This window comes from Rhizobacter sp. P2_D12 (assembly GCF_056404395.1).
Genome location: NZ_JBFUEB010000017.1, coordinates 43204 through 60420, shown reverse-complemented (window position 1 = coordinate 60420; position 17217 = coordinate 43204). Strand labels below are relative to the sequence as shown.

Annotated in this window: 15 protein-coding genes; 7 read left to right on the top strand and 8 right to left on the bottom strand. The window is 70.0% G+C overall.

The window, feature by feature from the left end:
* Positions 1-7: 7 nt before the first annotated feature.
* The 8 genes from AC1DYN_RS08145 to AC1DYN_RS08110 form a co-directional block, all read right to left on the bottom strand.
* Positions 8-1150, bottom strand: a complete 1143-nt coding sequence (locus tag AC1DYN_RS08145) for an ABC transporter substrate-binding protein (RefSeq protein ID WP_477958615.1) — start codon at positions 1148-1150, stop codon at positions 8-10.
* Between the two features lie 43 nt (positions 1151-1193).
* Positions 1194-1604 (bottom strand): acyl-CoA thioesterase, encoded by a 411-nt coding sequence (locus AC1DYN_RS08140; RefSeq protein ID WP_477958614.1) that lies wholly within the window; start codon positions 1602-1604, stop codon positions 1194-1196.
* Positions 1601-3466, bottom strand: a complete 1866-nt coding sequence (locus AC1DYN_RS08135; RefSeq protein WP_477958613.1) for a feruloyl-CoA synthase — start codon at positions 3464-3466, stop codon at positions 1601-1603. Before AC1DYN_RS08135 ends, AC1DYN_RS08140 begins: the two co-directional genes overlap by 4 nt.
* Positions 3463-4230: a crotonase/enoyl-CoA hydratase family protein gene (locus tag AC1DYN_RS08130; protein WP_477958612.1), complete on the bottom strand. Its 768-nt coding sequence runs from the start codon at positions 4228-4230 to the stop codon at positions 3463-3465. Before AC1DYN_RS08130 ends, AC1DYN_RS08135 begins: the two co-directional genes overlap by 4 nt.
* Before the next feature lie 105 nt (positions 4231-4335).
* Positions 4336-5571, bottom strand: a complete 1236-nt coding sequence (gene boxA / locus AC1DYN_RS08125; RefSeq protein ID WP_477958611.1) for a benzoyl-CoA 2,3-epoxidase subunit BoxA — start codon at positions 5569-5571, stop codon at positions 4336-4338.
* Between the two features lie 16 nt (positions 5572-5587).
* Positions 5588-7015 carry a benzoyl-CoA 2,3-epoxidase subunit BoxB gene (gene boxB / locus AC1DYN_RS08120; protein WP_477958610.1) on the bottom strand — a complete coding sequence of 476 codons (1428 nt, stop codon included), beginning with the start codon at positions 7013-7015 and terminating at the stop codon, positions 5588-5590.
* Positions 7016-7032: 17 nt separating this feature from the next.
* On the bottom strand, positions 7033-8697 hold the full coding sequence (boxC, locus tag AC1DYN_RS08115) for a 2,3-epoxybenzoyl-CoA dihydrolase (RefSeq protein ID WP_477958609.1): 1665 nt from the start codon (positions 8695-8697) through the stop codon (positions 7033-7035).
* Between the two features lie 84 nt (positions 8698-8781).
* Positions 8782-9684, bottom strand: coding sequence for a helix-turn-helix transcriptional regulator (locus AC1DYN_RS08110; protein ID WP_477958648.1), 903 nt, complete (start codon positions 9682-9684; stop codon positions 8782-8784).
* Between the two features lie 256 nt (positions 9685-9940).
* On the opposite strand from AC1DYN_RS08110, the gene AC1DYN_RS08105 reads away from it, so the two are divergent.
* The 7 genes from AC1DYN_RS08105 to AC1DYN_RS08075 all read left to right on the top strand — a co-directional run bounded on the left by AC1DYN_RS08105 (position 9941) and on the right by AC1DYN_RS08075 (position 16904).
* Positions 9941-11509, top strand: coding sequence for a benzoate-CoA ligase family protein (locus AC1DYN_RS08105; RefSeq protein WP_477958608.1), 1569 nt, complete (start codon positions 9941-9943; stop codon positions 11507-11509).
* A gap of 11 nt (positions 11510-11520) precedes the next feature.
* Positions 11521-12324, top strand: a complete 804-nt coding sequence (locus tag AC1DYN_RS08100; protein ID WP_477958607.1) for an alpha/beta fold hydrolase — start codon at positions 11521-11523, stop codon at positions 12322-12324.
* Positions 12325-12347: 23 nt separating this feature from the next.
* Positions 12348-13511, top strand: coding sequence for an ABC transporter substrate-binding protein (locus tag AC1DYN_RS08095; RefSeq protein ID WP_477958606.1), 1164 nt, complete (start codon positions 12348-12350; stop codon positions 13509-13511).
* Between the two features lie 102 nt (positions 13512-13613).
* Positions 13614-14486 carry a branched-chain amino acid ABC transporter permease gene (locus AC1DYN_RS08090; protein ID WP_477958605.1) on the top strand — a complete coding sequence of 291 codons (873 nt, stop codon included), beginning with the start codon at positions 13614-13616 and terminating at the stop codon, positions 14484-14486.
* Positions 14486-15451, top strand: coding sequence for a branched-chain amino acid ABC transporter permease (locus AC1DYN_RS08085; RefSeq protein WP_477958604.1), 966 nt, complete (start codon positions 14486-14488; stop codon positions 15449-15451). Before AC1DYN_RS08090 ends, AC1DYN_RS08085 begins: the two co-directional genes overlap by 1 nt.
* Positions 15448-16188 carry an ABC transporter ATP-binding protein gene (locus tag AC1DYN_RS08080; RefSeq protein ID WP_477958603.1) on the top strand — a complete coding sequence of 247 codons (741 nt, stop codon included), beginning with the start codon at positions 15448-15450 and terminating at the stop codon, positions 16186-16188. The genes AC1DYN_RS08085 and AC1DYN_RS08080 overlap by 4 nt, the downstream gene beginning before the upstream one ends.
* Complete coding sequence (locus AC1DYN_RS08075; protein WP_477958602.1) at positions 16185-16904, top strand: ABC transporter ATP-binding protein; 720 nt, start codon at positions 16185-16187, stop codon at positions 16902-16904. Before AC1DYN_RS08080 ends, AC1DYN_RS08075 begins: the two co-directional genes overlap by 4 nt.
* Positions 16905-17217 lie beyond the last annotated feature (313 nt).

Below are 17217 nucleotides of genomic sequence, written 5' to 3'. Positions count from 1 at the left end.
AGGGCGATCAGCGGGCGACGACTTCCCAGTCGCCGTTCGTCACCTTCAGCAGCACGCCGGTGTCGGGCGTGAAGCCGAAGTGATCGGCCGCCGTGTAGTTCAGCACGCCCTGCGACACCGGGATGCGGCCGGCCGTCTCCAGCGCGTCCTTCAGTGCGGCACGGAATTCCTTGGTGCCCGGCCTGGCCTTCTTCAGCGCCATCGGGATGATCTTCTCCAGCACGATGGCCGCGTCGTACGCATGCGCGCCGAACTGGTTCGCGCTCTTCGGGCCGAAGGCCTTCTCGTACTGCTCGATGAAGCGCACGCCGATCGCCTTGCTCGGGTTGCTGTCCGGCAGCTTGGGCGCCACCAGTGCCGGGCCGGACGACACGAACGAGCCTTCGACGTCCTTGCCGCCGACGCGGATCAGGTCCAGCGTCGCCGCGCCGTGGGTCTGGTAGATCCTGCCCTTCGGGTAGCCGCGCTCCACCAGGCCCTTGTGCGGCATCGCCGCGCCGCTGCCCGAGGCCGCGACCAGGATCGCGTCCGGGTTCGCGCCGACCAGCTTCAGCGCCTGGCCGGTGATGCTGGTGTCGGCGCGCGCGAAGCGCTCGACCGCGACGCTCTTGATGCCGGCGGCCGTGGCCTGCGCGGTGATGTCCTTCAGCCAGGCCTCGCCATAGGCATCCGAGTAGCCGACGAAGCCGAAGGTCTTGACGCCGGTCTTCTTCCAGTGCTCGACGATCGGGATCGCCATCACCGCGGTCGACTGCGGCAGCCGGAAGCTCCACGCGCCCTTGCCTTCGGGCAGCACGATCGGCGACAGCGTCAGCTGCACCGTCTGCGCCTCGGCGGCGACGTCCGACATCGCGATCGCGATCGGCGTGGCCGACGAGCCGACGATGATGTCGACCTTGTCCTCGGTGACGAAGCGGCGCGTGTTCTTCACGCCCACCGTCGGATCGGTCGCGTCGTCGAGCACGATGACGTTCAGCTTCTCGCCGCCGATCGAGCTCGGCCACAGGCTGATGCCGTTCTTGCTGGGGATGCCCAGCGCCGAGGTCGGGCCGGTCAGCGGGATGCTGACGCCGATGGTCACGTCGGCCTGCGCGTGCGCGGCCAGCGTGGCGATGGCCACAGCCAGCCAGGTCTTCATCAGGTGCTTCATGGATGTCTCCGTGTGTTCGTGGGGCGGCGAAAACCGGTGATTCTCACTGACACAGCGCGCGGATGTCCGCGGGCACCGGAATGGACTTCAGCTGGCCCGCCGCATCGCGCGTCACGAAGATGCGCGTCTCGCGGCCCTCGCAGATCAGCTCGTCGCCGCGCGTCACGCGGTGCAGCTGGATGAAGACCTTGTCGCGCCATTCCTCGACCTGCGTCGCGATGACGATGGTCTCGCCGTAGGTGACCGACTTGATGAAGCGGGTGTGGATCTCCAGCAGCGGCGTGCCGACGATGCCKCGCGCCTTCTCGAGCACGCGCCACGGCGGCACGCCGCACTGCATGAAGAACGACAGCGAGGCCGCGTCCATCCAACGCGAGAAGTTCGGGAAGAAGACGATGCCGGCGGGGTCGCAGTCGCCGAAGTTCACCGCCACGGTGTGGGTCGTCGTTTTCATCGGGGTCCTGGTGCGTGGGGCCGCAGCAGCCCGGGGGCCGTGCCGGCGTACAGCTGCTCGACCAGCGCGTCGCGGCAGGCCAGCACCGCGCGCTGGTTGATCGAGCCCTTGTCGGTCACCTCGCCGCGGTCGATGCCCGGCGGATCCACCAGCAGCACGGCGCGCGCGGGCCGGGTCGCGCTGCCGGTGCCGCCGTCGTGCAGTTGGTCGAGCCAGCGCTGGAAGAAGCTGCGCACCGGCGCGCTGCCGAGCACCGCGGCCAGCGGCGCGTCGGCGGGCAGCCCGGCGATGGCGCGGCAGCGGTCGGCGCGCGGGAACACCAGCAGGCCGACCTCGTCGCGGTTCAGCCCCGCCACCACCACGTCCTGCACGCAGGGGTCGCCGGCGGCGATCGCGCGGGCGCGCAGCGGGCCGACCGACACGAAGGTGCCGGTGGCGAGCTTGAAGTCCTCGGCAATGCGGCCATCGAACGCGAAGCCGCGCTGCGGGTCGGCCGGGTCGACCAGGCGCACCGCGTCGCCGCTCGCGTAGAAGCCTTCGTCGTCGAAGCAGCCGGTGGTCTGCTCCGGCGCACGCCAGTAGCCGGGTGTCACGTTCGGGCCGCGGTAGCGCAGCTCGGTCTTGTCGCCGGCCGGCACCAGCTTGATCTGCAGGCCCGGGGCCGGCAGGCCGATGTGGGCCGAGCGCACGTCGGCGCCGTTGGCGCAGATCGCGAACGGCGCGGTCTCGGTCATGCCCAGGCCGCTCAGCATGCGGATGCGTTCGCCACAGGCGGCCTCGGCCACGCGGTCGAGCTTGTCCCACACCGGCTGCGACAGCCCGGCGCCGGCGAAGAAGAACATCTGCACGCGGCTGAACAGGCGGTCGCGCAGCGCGGCGTCGTGCTCCAGCGCATTGGCGATCTCCTCGAAGCCCTTGGGCACGTTGAAGTAGACGGTGGGCGCGATCTCGCGCAGGTTGCGCAGCGTCTCGCCGATCAGCGCCGGCGTCGGCTTGCCGTCGTCGATGTACAGCGTGCCGCCGTTGTAGAGCGTCAGCCCGACGTTGTGGTTGCCGCCGAAGGTGTGGTTCCACGGCAGCCAGTCGACCAGCACCGGCGGCGCCTCGGCCAGGCACGGGAAGCACTGGCGGATCATCTGCTGGTTGCTGCACAGCATGCGCTGCGTGTTGATCACGCCCTTCGGCGATTGCGTGGAGCCGGAGGTGAACAGGAACTTGGCGATCGTGTCGGGGCCGACGCGGGCGTGGGCGGCGTCGACCTCGGCGGTGGCCGCGGTGGCCAGCAGCGCGTCCAAGCGCTGCGCGGCGTGGCCGTCGACCTCGCCGCTCGCCAGCACCAGCGGCGTGCCGGGCGGCAACGCGGCTGCGATGGCGCGAGCGTAGGCCGACCCGCTGGACGCGAACACCAGCCCCGGCGTCAGCAGCCCGAGGATGTGGCGCAGCTTGGCGTGGTCCTGCGACATCAGCGAATAGGCCGGCGAGATGGGGGCGTACGGCACGCCGGCCAGCATCGCGCCGAGCGACAGCAGCAGGTGCTCGAGGTCGTTGTCGGACAGGATGGCCAGCGGGCGCTCGGGCGACAGGCCGCGATCGAGCAGGGCCTGCGCGATGCTGCGCGCACCGGCCAGGGCCTCGGCATACGACAGGCGGCGCCACTCGCCGCCGGCGACGCGCTTGGCCGCGAGCGTGCGCTGAGGCGCGTGCGCGGCCCAGTGCAGCAGACGGTCGGTCAGGCGTGACGGGTGATCGTGCAGGGGCTCGGTCGACTCGACGACCAGGCTGCCGTCGCCGCGCGGCGTGAAGCGTGCCGTGAGCGAACCGCCCAGGGCGACGGCCCGATAGCGGGGCCCCGCCGCGCTCATGACTTGCCGACCTTGCCGGCCTTGCCGTCGAGGAAGGCGCGCATGCGCTGCTTGGCCACGTCGTCGGCCTGCGCGATCGCGGCCATCAGCGATTCGGTGAACAGGCCGGCCGACTGGCCCTGCTCGGCGATGCGCGGCAGCGCATGCATCACCGCGAAGTTGGACAGCGGCGCATTGGCCGCGATCTTGCGCGCCAGCTCGAAGGCGGTCGCCAGGCCCTGCCCGTCGTCGACCAGGTACTGCGACAGCCCGATGCGCTGGCCTTCCTCGGCGTCGTGCACGCGGCCGGTCAGCATCATGTCGCTCATGCGCGCGAGGCCGATCAGGCGCGGGATGCGGGCCGAGCCGCCGCCGCCGACGAACAGGCCGCGCTGGCCTTCGGGCAGGCCGTAGAAGGTGCTGCGCTCGGCCACGCGGATGTGGGTGGCGCTGGCGAGTTCCAATCCGCCGCCGACGACCGCGCCGTGCAGCACCGCGACCACCGGCACGCGGCCGAACTGCACCTGCTCGAACGCGGCATGCCAGGAGCGCGAATGGACGATGCCCTCGGCGGCGCTGCGCTCGCCGAGTTCGGACAGGTCCAGGCCGGCGCAGAAGTGGTCGCCGTCGCCGCTCAGCACCACCGCACGCACGCTGTCGTCGAAGGCGGTGAAGACGCGAAGCAGCTCGGCGATCAGCGCGTCGTTCAACGCGTTGCGCTTGGCGGGGCGGGTCAGGCGGACGTGGGCGACCGGGCCTTCGTTCGAGACGGACAGCAGGGACATGTTCGCGACCTGGTTTGCTTGAAGCCTGGACAGTTATGAGTCTTAAGCAAATGGTCGCGAGTCGCAGCAGGGATTACCCCGTAGCCCGGATGCCCATCCGGGCCGCTAGTACGTCTCGACGTGGAAGCGGCCTTCGTCCACCAGGCGCTGGTGCAGCAGCGGCCAATCCAGCCCGGCCTTCGCGCAGATCTCCGCCAACGCGTCCAGCACCCCCGTCTCCATGCCCTTCAGCCCGCACAGGTAGATGCAGGTATCGCCGCGCAGCAACTCCGCCACGTCATCCCCGCGCTCGCGCAGCCGGTCCTGCACGTAGCGCCGCGGCTGCTCCGGCACGCGCGAGAACGCGAGCGAGGTGTCGATGAATTCCGGCGGCAGCTTGGTCAGCGGCCCGAAGTACGGCAACTCCTGCGGCCGCCGCGCGCCGAAGAACAGCATCAGCCGCCCGTCGACCGGCCGGCCCGCCTCCTTCAGCCGGCGCCGGTGCTCGGTCATCGCGCGCATCGGCGCCGAGCCGGTGCCGGTGCAGATCATCAGCAGGTTCGACCCCGGATGGTTGGGCATCAGGAAGCGGTCGCCGAACGGCCCGCTGACCTGCACCGTGTCGCCTTTGCGCAGGTCGCACAGGTAGCTCGACGCGACCCCCGCCACCGGCCGGCCCTCGTGGTCGGCGGTGACGCGCTTCACCGTCAGCGAGACGTTGTTGTAGCCCTCGCGCTCGCCGGTGCGCGGGCTCGCCACCGAGTACATGCGCAGGTAGTGCGGCTTGCCGTTCGCGTCCACGCCCGGCGGCGCGATGCCGATCGCCTGCCCTTCGAGCAGCGGGAAGAACTGGGTGCCGAAATCGAGCACCAGGTGGTGGATGTCGCACTCGGCGTCGGGTGCGGTCAGCCGGAAGTTGCCGGCCACCGTCGCGAGGGCCGGCTTCTTCAGCGTGTGCAGGTTCAGGTAGGGGTGCGCCGCCGACCACGGCGGCTTGGGCGAGGTCGGCGACAGCGCCGCATTCGCCTGCGGCGCCTCGTCCGCCGCCGGCGGGGCGGCCTCGGCCATCTCGCCCAGCACCGGCATCTCCTGGCGCGGCGGCAGCTCGTCCCAGCTCAGCTGTTCCTCGACCGAGTACGCCGCCGCCTTCGGCACCGGGTGCCAGTGGTCGATGCTGCCGGTGGGGCACGGCGACACGCAGGCATTGCAGCCGTTGCAGATCGCCGGGTCGACGACGTAGTTGCGGCTGTCGTGCGTGATCGCGTCGACCGGGCAGGTCTCCTCGCAGGTGTTGCAGCGGATGCACACCTCCGGGTCGATCAGGTGCTGCTGGATGAAGACGATGGTCTCGGGGGCGTTCATGGCCTGTGCGTGAACCTCAATTGAAGCGCACGTACTCGAAGTTCACCGGCTGCTTGTTGATGCCGATGGCCGGCGGCGCGATCCAGTTCGCGTAGCGGCCAGGCTCGACCACGTGGCCCATCAGCGAGGCGACGTAGGCCCGGTCCTCCTCGGTCGCGAGCCAGCGGTTCACGTTCGCCTGCCATTCGGCCTCGCCGATCACGCGGCCTTCCGGACTCACGCGCAGGCCGGAGAAGCTGCCGATGTGGCGGTTGAAGGCCTTGTGCGGCACGCCCAGGCGAAATGCCAGGCCCGCCTTCTCGATCACCTTGTTCCAGCGGTTCACGCCGGCCGACGAGTCGCGGATGTAGTCGTCGCGCAGCACCTCGTTCAGCGCGTTCAGCATCGGCACCTCCTTGTCGACCAGCTGGCCGTCCTTCACGTCGAGGATCTTGTAGTGGCTGCCCTTGAGCACGTGGTCGTCGTCGCGCTTGCCCTCTTCGTAGCGGCCCTTCAGGCCCGAGCTGTAGAAGATCGCCGCGTTGCTCGACTGGTCGGCGCCGAACAGGTCGATGGTCACGCTGTAGTGGAAGTTCAGGTAGCGCTGGACCGTCGGCAGGTCGATCACGCCATGGCGCCGCAGCTCGGCCGGGTCTTCCAGGCCGGTCTGCTTCATCACCTCGCAGGTGCGCTGGATCACGCGCGACACGCCGGATTCGCCGACGAACATGTGGTGCGCCTCCTCGGTCAGCATGAAGCGCGTGGTGCGCGACAGCGGATCGAAGGCGCTCTCCGCGAGCGCGCACAGCTGGAACTTGCCGTCGCGGTCGGTGAAGTAGGTGAACATGTAGAAGGCCAGCCAGTCCGGCGTTTCCTCGTTGAAGGCACCGAGGATGCGCGGGTTGTCCTGGTCGCCCGAGCGGCGCTCGAGCAGCGCCTCGGCCTCTTCGCGGCCATCGCGGCCGAAGTGCTTGTGCAGCAGGTAGACCATGGCCCACAGGTGCCGGCCTTCCTCGACGTTGACCTGGAACAGGTTGCGCAGGTCGTACATGCTGGGCGCCGTCTTGCCCAGGTGGCGCTGCTGCTCGACCGAGGCCGGCTCGGTGTCGCCCTGCGTGACGATGATGCGGCGCAGGTTGGCGCGGTGCTCGCCGGGCACGTCCTGCCAGGCGGCCTCGCCCTGGTGGTCGCCGAAGCCGACCCGGCGGTCCGCCTCGGCCTGCGCGAGGAAGATGCCCCAGCGGTAGTCCGGCATCTTCACGTGGCCGAACTGCGCCCAGCCGTCCGGCGTGGTGCTGGTGGCGGTGCGCAGGTAGACGTCGTAGCCGTGCGAGCCGTCGGGGCCCATGTCCTGCCACCAGTTCAGGTAGTTGGGCTGCCACTGCTCGAGCGCACGCTGCAGCGTGCGGTCCTCCGACAGGTTGACGTTGTTGGGGATCTTGTCGCTGTAGTTGATGGTGGACATGAGCTTGAGGGAGTGTTCTAGACGCGTTTCCAGTCGAACTGGGCTTTGTGGCCGCTGCCGTAGACCTTCAGCGCGCCCGCTTCGCCGACGGCATTCGGGCGGTTGAAGATCCAGTTCTGCCAGGCGGTCAGCCGGCCGAAGATGCGGGTCTCCATGCTCTCGGTCCCGGCGAAGCGCAGGTTGGCTTCCATGCCGGTCAGCGCATCGGGCGACAGGCTGGCGCGCTCTTCCAGCGCGATGCGGATCTCGTCGGCCCAGTCGATGTCGTCCGGCGCCGCCGTCACCAGGCCCAGCGCCAGCGCCTGGTCGGCATCCAGCCAGCGGCCCTGCGTGGCCTGCACCGCGGCGATCTCGCCGGCATCGCGGTGGAAACGGCGCTGCAGCCGCGTCTCGCGGCTCACCATCGGCAGGTCGGCGAAGTTGAAGGCCGACACGGCGATCTTCGGCGCCGCATCCGGTTCGTCGGGCAGCGCCAGCATGTAGATGCGGTCGGCGGCGAGCGCGATCTCGAGCAGCGAGCCGGCGAAGCACGAACCCCGGTCGACCAGCGCGAACAGCGAGCGCGACGACACGTCCAGCCGCGCGAAGGTGCGGCGCAGCAGGCCGATCGTCTCGCGCACCAGCCAGTGGCCGCGCTGCGCCTGCAGCGTGGCGTCCAGCGCCAGCACCGCCTCGGCGCTGCCCTGGGTCTTCAGCAGCCAGGTGCCGATCTCGGGCTCGTTGGTGCGCAGGTGCAGGATCGCGTCGTCGAGCTCGCGCGCCATCTGCAGCGGGTACCACGCGGCACCGGCGGCCTCGATGCCGGCGACGTCGGCCGGCTGCGCACCGGCCGGGGCGCGCACCGTCAGCGTCGCATGGCGTGCGCCGCGGTCGATCTGCACGTCGACGTGGCCATAGCCCACCGCATCGGCACCGACGCGCTTGGCCAGCCGCGGCAGCGGCACGCCCTTCGCATCGGCGGGCCGGTCGCTCAGGGCCGCCAGCTCGCGCGCCCGCTCCTGCACGCGCTGCGCGAAGGCCTGCGTCTTCACCGCCTCGTCGACCAGCCGCCAGTCCACCGCCTTCTTGCCGCGCACGCCTTCGCTGGTGGTGCAGAAGATGTCGGCCAGGTCGTGCCGCACGCGGCGCTTGTCGGTCAGCCGCGTCAGCCCGCCGGTGCCGGGCAGCACGCCGAGCAGCGGCACCTCGGGCAGGCTGACGGCCGACGAGCGGTCGTCGACCAGGATGATCTCGTCGCAGGCCGCGGCCAGTTCATAGCCGCCGCCCGCACACGCGCCGTTCACCGCGGCCAGGAACTTCAGCCCGCTGTGCCGGCTGCTGTCTTCCAGCCCGTTGCGCGTCTCGTTGGTGAACTTGCAGAAGTTGACCTTCCAGCCGTGGCTGGACTGGCCGAGCATGAAGATGTTGGCGCCCGAGCAGAACACCCGCTCGCGGCCGCTGGTGAGGATCACCGTGCGCACGCCGGGGTGCTCGAAGCGGATGCGCTGCACCGCGTCGTGCAGCTCGATGTCGACGCCCAGGTCGTAGCTGTTGAGCTTGAGCTTGTAGCCCTCGCGCAGGCCGCCGTCTTCGCTGACCGCCATCACCAGCGTCGCCACCGGCCCCTCGACATTCAGGCGCCAATGCTTGTAGCGCTGGGGGTCGGTCTCATAGTCGACGGGGACAGGGGCGGGGGCGGTCATGGGGCATCTCCGGCAGGGCTCTGCACGCCGTGCAGACAAGATGCAATTTAGTGCATGTTGCCGCCCCCGTCAAATGCACGCCCGCTAGCCGGCGATGCGAATCGTCCCGCGCAGCTGCTCCTGCAGCCCGACGAAGGCCGCCTCCATCGTCTTGTCGGTGGTGTCGAAGACCTCGTCGGCCTTCGAGTAGAACGCGGCCCGGCTCTCCAGGATGCGGCGCAGGTCGTTCATGGCCTCGGCATTGCCCGACATCGGCCGCGTGTCCCCCTGGGCCAGCACACGACTCATGTGCTCTTCCGGCGAAGCACGCACCCACACCGTGTAGCAATGGGCGAGCAGCATGTTGAAGGTGGCCGGATCCGAGACGATGCCGCCGGGCGTCGCGATCACCGCGCGCGGGTAACGCTGGATGCACTCCTCCAGCGCGCGGTGCTCATAGCGCCGGTAGGCGGCCGGCCCGTACAGCGAATGGATCTCCGAGACGCTGCAGCCGGCCACCAGCTCGATGTGGCGATTCAGCTCGACGAAGGGCACGACCCAGCTGTCGGCCAGCATGCGCCCGAGCGTGCTCTTGCCGGCCCCGCGCAACCCGACCAGCGCGACCCGCTGGCGCCGTGCGCCTTCACTGGCCGGCGCCCCGAACACCGAGGCCAGCGAGGCCCGCGCCTGCGCCAGCTCGGATTCGCTGCGCCCGCGCAATATCTCGCGGATCATCAGCCACTCGGGCGAACTGGCCGTCTCGTCGCCGACCAGCTCGGCCAGCGTGCAGTTCAGCGCCTGGGCCAGCTGGCGCAGGAACTGCACCGAGGCATTCCCGACCCCCATCTCGACGTTGGCCAGGTGCCGCTCGGACACGTCGGCTGCCTTCGCCAGGCTCTTGCGCGTCAAGCCCCGCCGGGCTCGCAGCGCACGCGTGCGCTCACCCAAGGCAGTCAGGAAAGGGTCTTTGTCAGCATTCGAATCGTCATCGCCGGCAGCAGGCGGCACGCGGGAGGTCGGGAAGCGGTCCAAGGGTATGTCCGTAACGGGGTCGATCGGAACTGCTGGCTATACTGACTGAGATGCAAGATATTGCATTTACGCCATCCCAAGTACTGGGATGAATGCATTATGCGGAGAACGACGTGAGGCGCCAGTCCCGATCCACCCATGGGTCCATTCGGACGAACTTGCAGGACGAACGGTCCGGTCCGCCCGTCCATGAGGTACAAACGCGCCCGGCCGTGACCGTCAGGAGACCTGCATGCCGCCCGCTTTTCTCTCCGCCTCTCTCCCCGCAGCTCCCCCCGAGCACTTCAATTTCGCCGCCCACCTGCTGCAGCTCAACGCCGGGCGCGCCGCGAAGACCGCCTACATCGACGACAGCACCCGGCTGAGCTACGGCGAGCTGGCCGAGCGCGTGCAGCGCTGCGCCGCCGGGCTGCTGCGGCAGGGGCTGCGGCGCGAAGACCGCGTGCTGCTGCTGATGCTGGACACGGTGGACATGCCGGTCGCCTTCCTCGGTGCGCTGTATGCCGGCATCGTGCCGGTGCCGGTGAACACCTTGCTGCCGGCCGCCGACTACGCCTTCATGCTGGYGCACAGCCACGCACGGGCGATCGTCGTCTCGCAAGCGCTGTGGCCGGTGGCGCAGCAGGCGCTGGCGCAGCTCGCGGATGCCCCCGCGGTGCTCTTCGCCGGCGGCCCCGCCCCCGATGGCACGGCGTCGTTCACCGCGCTGCTCGACACGCCGCCGCTGCCCGCGCCGGCCGACACGCATGCGGACGACTTCGCGTTCTGGCTGTACTCGTCGGGCTCCACCGGCAAGCCCAAGGGCACGGTGCACACGCATGCCAACCTGTACTGGACGGCCGCGCTGTACGGCCAGCCCATCCTCGGCGTGCGCGAGGACGACGTGGTGTTCTCGGCCGCCAAGCTGTTCTTCGCCTACGGCCTCGGCAACGCGCTGACCTTCCCGCTCAGCGTTGGCGCGAGCGTGGTGCTGATGGCCGAGCGGCCGACGCCGGCCGCGGTGTTCAARCGCCTGGCGGAGCACCGGCCGACGGTGTTCTGCGGCGTGCCGACGCTGTACGTCGCGCTGCTGGCGCACGACGCGCTGCCGGCGCGCGATGCGCTCGCGCTGCGCGTCTGCGCGTCGGCCGGCGAAGCGCTGCCGCGCGAGGTCGGCGAGCGCTTCAAGGCGCTCTTCGGCTGCGACGTGCTCGACGGGCTGGGCTCGACCGAGATGCTGCACATCTTCCTGTCCAACCGCGAAGGCAGCGTGCGCTACGGCAGCACCGGCCGGCCGGTGCCGGGCTACGAACTCGACCTGCGCGGCGACGACGGCCGCCCGGTCGCGCCGGGCGAGATCGGCGACCTGTACATCCGCGGGCCGAGCGCCGCGCTGCTGTACTGGAACAACCGCGACAAGACGCGCAGCACCTTCCAGGGCGAATGGGTGCGCAGCGGCGACAAGTACGTGGTCGACGCCGAGGGCTTCTACACCTATGCCGGGCGCAGCGACGACATGCTGAAGGTGAGCGGCCAGTACGTGTCGCCGATCGAGGTCGAGTCGGCGCTGATGGGACACGAGGCGGTGCTCGAATGCGCGGTGATCGGCGTCAGCGACGCGCAGGGCCTGACGAAGACGCGCGCCTACGTCGTGCTGAACAAGGGGCAGGTGGCGGGGCCCGAGCTCGAGGCGGCGCTGAAGGGCTTCGTGAAGGACCGCCTCGCGCCGCACAAGTATCCGCGCGACATCGTCTTCACCGCCGAGCTGCCGAAGACGGCCACCGGCAAGATCCAGCGCTTCCGCCTGCGGGCATTGAACTGAAACCGAGGCCCATGGTCGGACGCCGTTACGCAGAACCGATCCGGTTCGCCGAACTCGACTGGCGCGGCAAGCCGCTGCGCCTCGAATACCAATGGGTCGGCGATGCCGCATCGACCCGGCCCGTCGTCGTGTTCCTGCACGAAGGCCTGGGCTCGCTCGCGATGTGGAAGAACTTCCCGCGCCAGCTGTGCGACGCGCACGGCCTGCGCGGCCTGGTGTACTCGCGCTACGGCTACGGCCAGTCGACGCCCAAGCCACCCGATGAGCGCTGGCCGGTCGATTTCATGCACGCCCAGGCGCGCGAGGTGCTGCCGGCGCTGCTGCAGCAGCTGGAGATCCGGCGCCCCTTCCTGTTCGGCCACAGCGATGGCGGCTCGATCGCGCTGCTGCACGGTGCCTCGCACCCGGTGGCCGGCGTGGTCGCGATGGCGCCGCACATCCTGGTCGAGGACATGAGCATCGCCAGCATCGCGCGCGCCCGCGACACCTATGAAAGCACCGATTTTGCGCAGCGCCTCGGGCGCTACCATGCGGACGCAGACTCGGCCTTTCGCGGTTGGAACGATGTCTGGCTGGACCCGGCCTTCCGCGCCTGGACCATCGAAGACGAGATGCATCGCCTCACCTGCCCGGTGCTGGCGCTGCAGGGCGTCGACGACGAGTACGGGACGCTGGAGCAGATCCGCGGCATCGCGCGGCGCGCGCCGCAGACGCGGCTGCTGGAGATGGCGCAGTGCGGCCACGCACCGCACCGCGACCAGCCCGACGTGGTGATCCACGAGGTCGGCCGTTTCGTCGACGACGCACACCCTTGAGCAGTTCAACACTGGAGATTGGCATGCACCTGATCAAACTCTCGGCCGCCGCGGCCCTGGCGATGTCCCTCGCGTCCGGCGCCCAGGCGCAGGTGGGCGGGCCCGTCAAGGTCGGCTTCATGCTGCCCTACACCGGCACCTACGCGAGCCTGGGCAACATGATCGAGAACGGCTTCAGGCTGTACGTGCAGGAGCAGGGGGGCAAGCTCGGCGGCCGCGAGATCCAGTACTTCAAGGTCGACGACGAATCCGAGCCGTCGAAGGCGACCGACAACGTCAACAAGCTGATCAAGCGCGACCAGGTCGACGTGCTGGTCGGCACGGTGCACTCGGGCGTCGCGCTCGGCATGGCCAAGGCGGCGAAGGAAAGCAACACGCTGCTGATCATCCCGAACGCCGGCGCCGATGCGATCACCGGCCCGCTGTGCTCGCCCAACATCGTGCGCAGCTCGTTCTCGAACTGGCAGCCGGGCTACTCCACCGGCGTCGTGATGGCGCAGAAGGGCCACAAGCGCGCGATGACCATCACCTGGAACTACGCCGCCGGCAGCGAGGCCGTCAAGGGCTTCACCGAGGCCTTCGAGAAGGGCGGCGGCAAGGTCGTCAAGGACCTGAACCTGCCGTTCCCGAACGTCGAGTTCCAGGCGCTGCTGACCGAGATCGCGGCGCAGAAGCCGGACGCGGTGTTCGCGTTCTTCGCCGGCGGCGGCGCGGTCAAGTTCGTCAAGGACTATGCCGCGGCGGGCCTGAACAAGACCATCCCGCTGTACGGCTCGGGCTTCCTGACCGACGGCACGCTCGAGGCGCAGGGCGCCGCCGCGCAAGGCATGCAGACCACGCTGCACTACGCCGACAACCTCGACACGCCGCGCAACAACGCCTTCCGCAAGAGCTTCGCGCTGGCCTACAAGGCGAATGCCGACGTCTACGCGGTGCAGGGCTACGACGCCGCGCAGCTGCTCGCGGCCGGGCTGAACGCGGTGAAGGGCGACCTCTCCAAGCGCGAGGCGCTGACGACGGCGATGCGCAAGACCACGGTCGACAGCCCGCGCGGCAAGTTCACGCTGTCGGCGGCCGGCAACCCGGTGCAGGACATGTACCTGCGCGAGGTGAAGGGCACGAACAACGAGTTCAAGGGCATCGCGGTGAAGGCGCTCGCGGATCCGGCCCGCGGCTGCAAGCTCTAGTCACTGGCCCCCCAGTCGCTTCGCTCCTGCCCCCAAGGGGCGCCACCCAAGCGGCCCGGCAAAGCCGGTTCCGCGGGTGTGGCTTGATCAGTCTGGCTTGTCGTGGACCTATCGACTTTTCTTGTCCAGTGTTTGAACGCCATCCAATATGGCCTCTTGCTGTTCCTGCTGGCCAGCGGGCTGACGCTGATCTTCGGGATCATGGGCGTGATCAACCTGGCGCACGGCAGCTTCTACATGATCGGCGCCTACCTGGCGTTCGCGCTGGCGCCGTACTTCGTCGACCAGTTCCTGCTGATGCTGCTGGTGGGCACGCTGCTGGCGGCCGCGTTCGGCTTCGCGCTCGAATGGGCGTTCTTCAGCTTCCTGTACCGGCGCGAGCACCTGCAGCAGGTGCTGATGACCTATGCGCTGATCCTGGTGTTCGAGGAGGCGCGCAGCCTGCTGCTCGGCAATGACGTGCACGGCGTGCAGCCGCCGGCCTGGCTGGCCGGCAGCATCGCGCTGGGCGAGCTGATGTCGTACCCGGTGTACCGGCTGTTCGCGTCGGCCGCCTGCCTGGTGGTGGCCGCGCTGCTCTACTTCGTCGTCAACCGCACGAAGCTCGGCATGATGGTGCGCGCCGGCGCCAGCAACCGCGACATGGTGCGCGGCCTGGGCATCGACATCCGGCTGCTGTACCGCGGCGTGTTCGCGGCCGGCGTCGCGCTCGCCGCGCTGGCCGGCATGATCGCCGCGCCGATGTCGTCGGTGTACCCGGGCATGGGCGGCGGCGTGCTGATCGTCTGCTTCGTCGTCGTCGTGATCGGCGGCATCGGCTCGATCAGCGGCGCGCTGGTGGCCTCGCTGCTGGTCGGCTTCGTCGACACCTTCGGCAAGGTGTTCTTCTCCGAGCTGAGCGGCATCGGCATCTACCTGCTGATGGCGATCGTGCTGGTGTGGCGGCCCGAGGGCCTGATGAAGCGGGGGCACTGATGCTCGCGCCGTTGTCCCGCGCGCTTCCGCTGCTGGTGCTGCTGGCGCTGGCCGCGTTGCCGGCCGTGTTGTCGCCGTACCTGATGGACCTGACGGTGAAGATCCTGGTCTCGGCGATCTTCGCGCTGAGCCTGCAGCTGCTGGTGGGCACGACCGGGCTGGTGAGCCTGGGGCATGCGGCCTTCCTCGGCATCGGCGCCTACGTCACGGTGCTGGGTTCGCCGCAGGGCGAAGGCGCATCGCTGTGGTGGCTGCTGCCGGCGGCGGTGGCGGGCGCCGCGGCGTATGCGCTGTTCGTCGGCGCGCTGAGCCTGCGCACGCGCGGCGTCTACTTCATCATGGTGACGCTGGCCTTCGCGCAGATGGCCTACTTCGTGTTCCACGACACCAAGCTGGGCGGCGGCAGCGACGGCATCTACCTGTACGTGCGGCCCACACTGGCGCTCGGCGGCGTCCAGCTGCTCGACCTGGAGAACAAGCGCCACGTCTACGCGCTGGTGCTGGCCTCGCTCGCGTTCACCTGGGGCTTGCTGGCCCTGCTGCTGCGCTCGCGCTTCGGCCACGCGCTGCAAGGCATCCGCGTCAACGAGGCGCGCATGCGTGCGGTGGGCTTCCGCACCTACGGCTACAAGCTCGCCGCCTTCGTGATCGCCGGCGCGCTGGCGGGGCTGGCCGGCTGCCTGCTGGCGATCCAGGACGGCGTCGTCAACCCGGAGCTGCTGTCGTGGCATGAATCGGGCGCGGTGCTGCTGATGATCATCCTCGGCGGGCTGGGGCCGCTGCGCGGCGCGGTGGTCGGCGCGCTGGCCTTCACGCTGCTCAAGGAGCTGTTCGCGAGCGAAGGCCTGGTCGGGCCGCTGGCCGCGCACTGGCAGATGACGCTGGGCTTCACGATCATCGCCTTCGTCGCGCTGCTGCCGCGCGGGCTGGTGGGCATCCGGTGGCGAAAGGCGGCGACGCCATGATGCAGGCCACGCAGCTGACGCGGCGCTTCGGCGGGCTGGCAGCGGTCAACGCCGTCTCGCTCGAACTGCAGCTGGGCGAAGTGCATGCCGTGATCGGCACCAACGGCGCCGGCAAGTCGACGCTGATCAACCTGCTGTCGGGCGAGCTGCCGCTGTCGTCGGGGCAGGTGCGGCTGGACGGCGAGGACATCACCGGCTGGTCGCAGCCGCGCCGCGCGCGCGCCGGCGTCGGCCGCAGCTACCAGCGCACCACCATCTTCGACAGCTTCAGCGTGCGCGAGAACTGCCGGCTCAGCGCGCAGGCCGCGTTGCAGCAGCCATGGCACCTGTGGCAATCGGCGCAGCGTTGCACGCGCAGCCTGGCGGTGGCCGACGAGGCCTTGCATGCCGCCGGCCTGGCCGACGACGCGCAGCGCATCGCCGGCACGCTGAGCCACGGCCAGAAGCGCCAGCTCGAGATCGCGATGTGCCTGGCGACCCGCCCGCGCGTGCTGCTGCTCGACGAGCCGCTGGCCGGCATGGGCGCCGAGGAGACCGGCCGCATGCTGGCGCTGCTGCAGTCGCTGAAGGCCGGGCACGCGATCCTGCTGGTCGAGCACGACATGGACGCGGTGTTCCGCGTGGCCGACCGCATCACGGTGATGGTGAACGGCGAGGTGATCGCGAGCGACGTGCCGCAGCGCATCCGCGAACACCCCGAGGTCATCGTCGCCTATCTGGGCGAGGCGCACGCATGACGCCCCCCCCGCCTCTTCTGCAGGTCGACGCGCTGCACGCGGGCTACGGCGACAGCCGCGTGCTGCAAGGCGTTTCGCTGTCGCTGCCGGCCGGCAGTGCGCTCGGCCTGCTGGGCCGCAACGGCATGGGCAAGACCACGCTGATCCGCACGCTGATGGGCTACCTGCGACCGGCCGCCGGCCGCGTGCACTGGCAGGGCCGCGAGATCACCGGCTGGGCGCCCGAGCGCGTCGCGCGCCTGGGCGTCGGCTACGTGCCCGAGGGGCGCGGCATCTTCCCCAACCTGTCGGTGCGCGAGAACCTGGTGATGGCGGCGCGGCCGGCGCCGCAAGGCCCGTCGCCCTGGACGCTGCAGCGCGTTCTGGAAACGTTTCCGCGCCTGGGCGAGCGGCTGGCCCATGGCGGCCAGCAACTGTCGGGCGGCGAGCAGCAGATGCTCGCGATCGGCCGCGCGCTGATGACGCACCCGCAGCTGATGATCCTCGACGAGGCGACCGAGGGCCTGGCGCCACTGGTCGTCGCCGAGATCTGGCGCGTGATCGCACAGATCCGCGCCAGCGGCATCAGCACGCTGATCGTCGACCGCAACTTCCGCCGCGTGCTGGAGCACACCGACCGCGCGGTGGTGCTGGAGAAAGGCCACATCGTGCTGTCGGACAGCTCGGCCACGCTGGCCAGCGACGCTGCGGCGCTGGCGCGCTGGCTGGGCGTCTGACGCCGGCACGGCCCGATACGCCGCGTTACCACTCGTCGCGGGGCTGCCGTTTTTTGCGCCGCGCGCGCCGGGCGGCCGGGCGGGTTTCCCATTTGCGTCACCCGCGTCAGCATCCGTTTCGCGCCCGTTACGCCGGCGAGTGCCTCCCAACATCGCCGCCAGCCCGCACCGCTGCTCGCGGCGTGCATGGATGCACCGGACGGCGGCACGCCCGTGCACCAGCGCGGACCGCCACCGCCGGCATGGCGCGACTTTTGCGCTGAATCCCCCATTCCGGCCCAGAGCCGGGCGGCTGTGCGTTGGGAGCGCCTCC

Coding starts and splice junctions, on each gene's coding strand:
- AC1DYN_RS08145 (WP_477958615.1), bottom strand. CDS start 1,150: ATGAAGCACCTGATGAAGACCTGGCTGGCTGTGGCCATCGCCACGCTG.
- AC1DYN_RS08135 (WP_477958613.1), bottom strand. CDS start 3,466: ATGAGCGCGGCGGGGCCCCGCTATCGGGCCGTCGCCCTGGGCGGTTCG.
- AC1DYN_RS08130 (WP_477958612.1), bottom strand. CDS start 4,230: ATGTCCCTGCTGTCCGTCTCGAACGAAGGCCCGGTCGCCCACGTCCGC.
- boxA (WP_477958611.1), bottom strand. CDS start 5,571: ATGAACGCCCCCGAGACCATCGTCTTCATCCAGCAGCACCTGATCGAC.
- boxB (WP_477958610.1), bottom strand. CDS start 7,015: ATGTCCACCATCAACTACAGCGACAAGATCCCCAACAACGTCAACCTG.
- boxC (WP_477958609.1), bottom strand. CDS start 8,697: ATGACCGCCCCCGCCCCTGTCCCCGTCGACTATGAGACCGACCCCCAG.
- AC1DYN_RS08100 (WP_477958607.1), top strand. CDS start 11,521: ATGGTCGGACGCCGTTACGCAGAACCGATCCGGTTCGCCGAACTCGAC.
- AC1DYN_RS08095 (WP_477958606.1), top strand. CDS start 12,348: ATGCACCTGATCAAACTCTCGGCCGCCGCGGCCCTGGCGATGTCCCTC.
- AC1DYN_RS08085 (WP_477958604.1), top strand. CDS start 14,486: ATGCTCGCGCCGTTGTCCCGCGCGCTTCCGCTGCTGGTGCTGCTGGCG.
- AC1DYN_RS08080 (WP_477958603.1), top strand. CDS start 15,448: ATGATGCAGGCCACGCAGCTGACGCGGCGCTTCGGCGGGCTGGCAGCG.
- AC1DYN_RS08075 (WP_477958602.1), top strand. CDS start 16,185: ATGACGCCCCCCCCGCCTCTTCTGCAGGTCGACGCGCTGCACGCGGGC.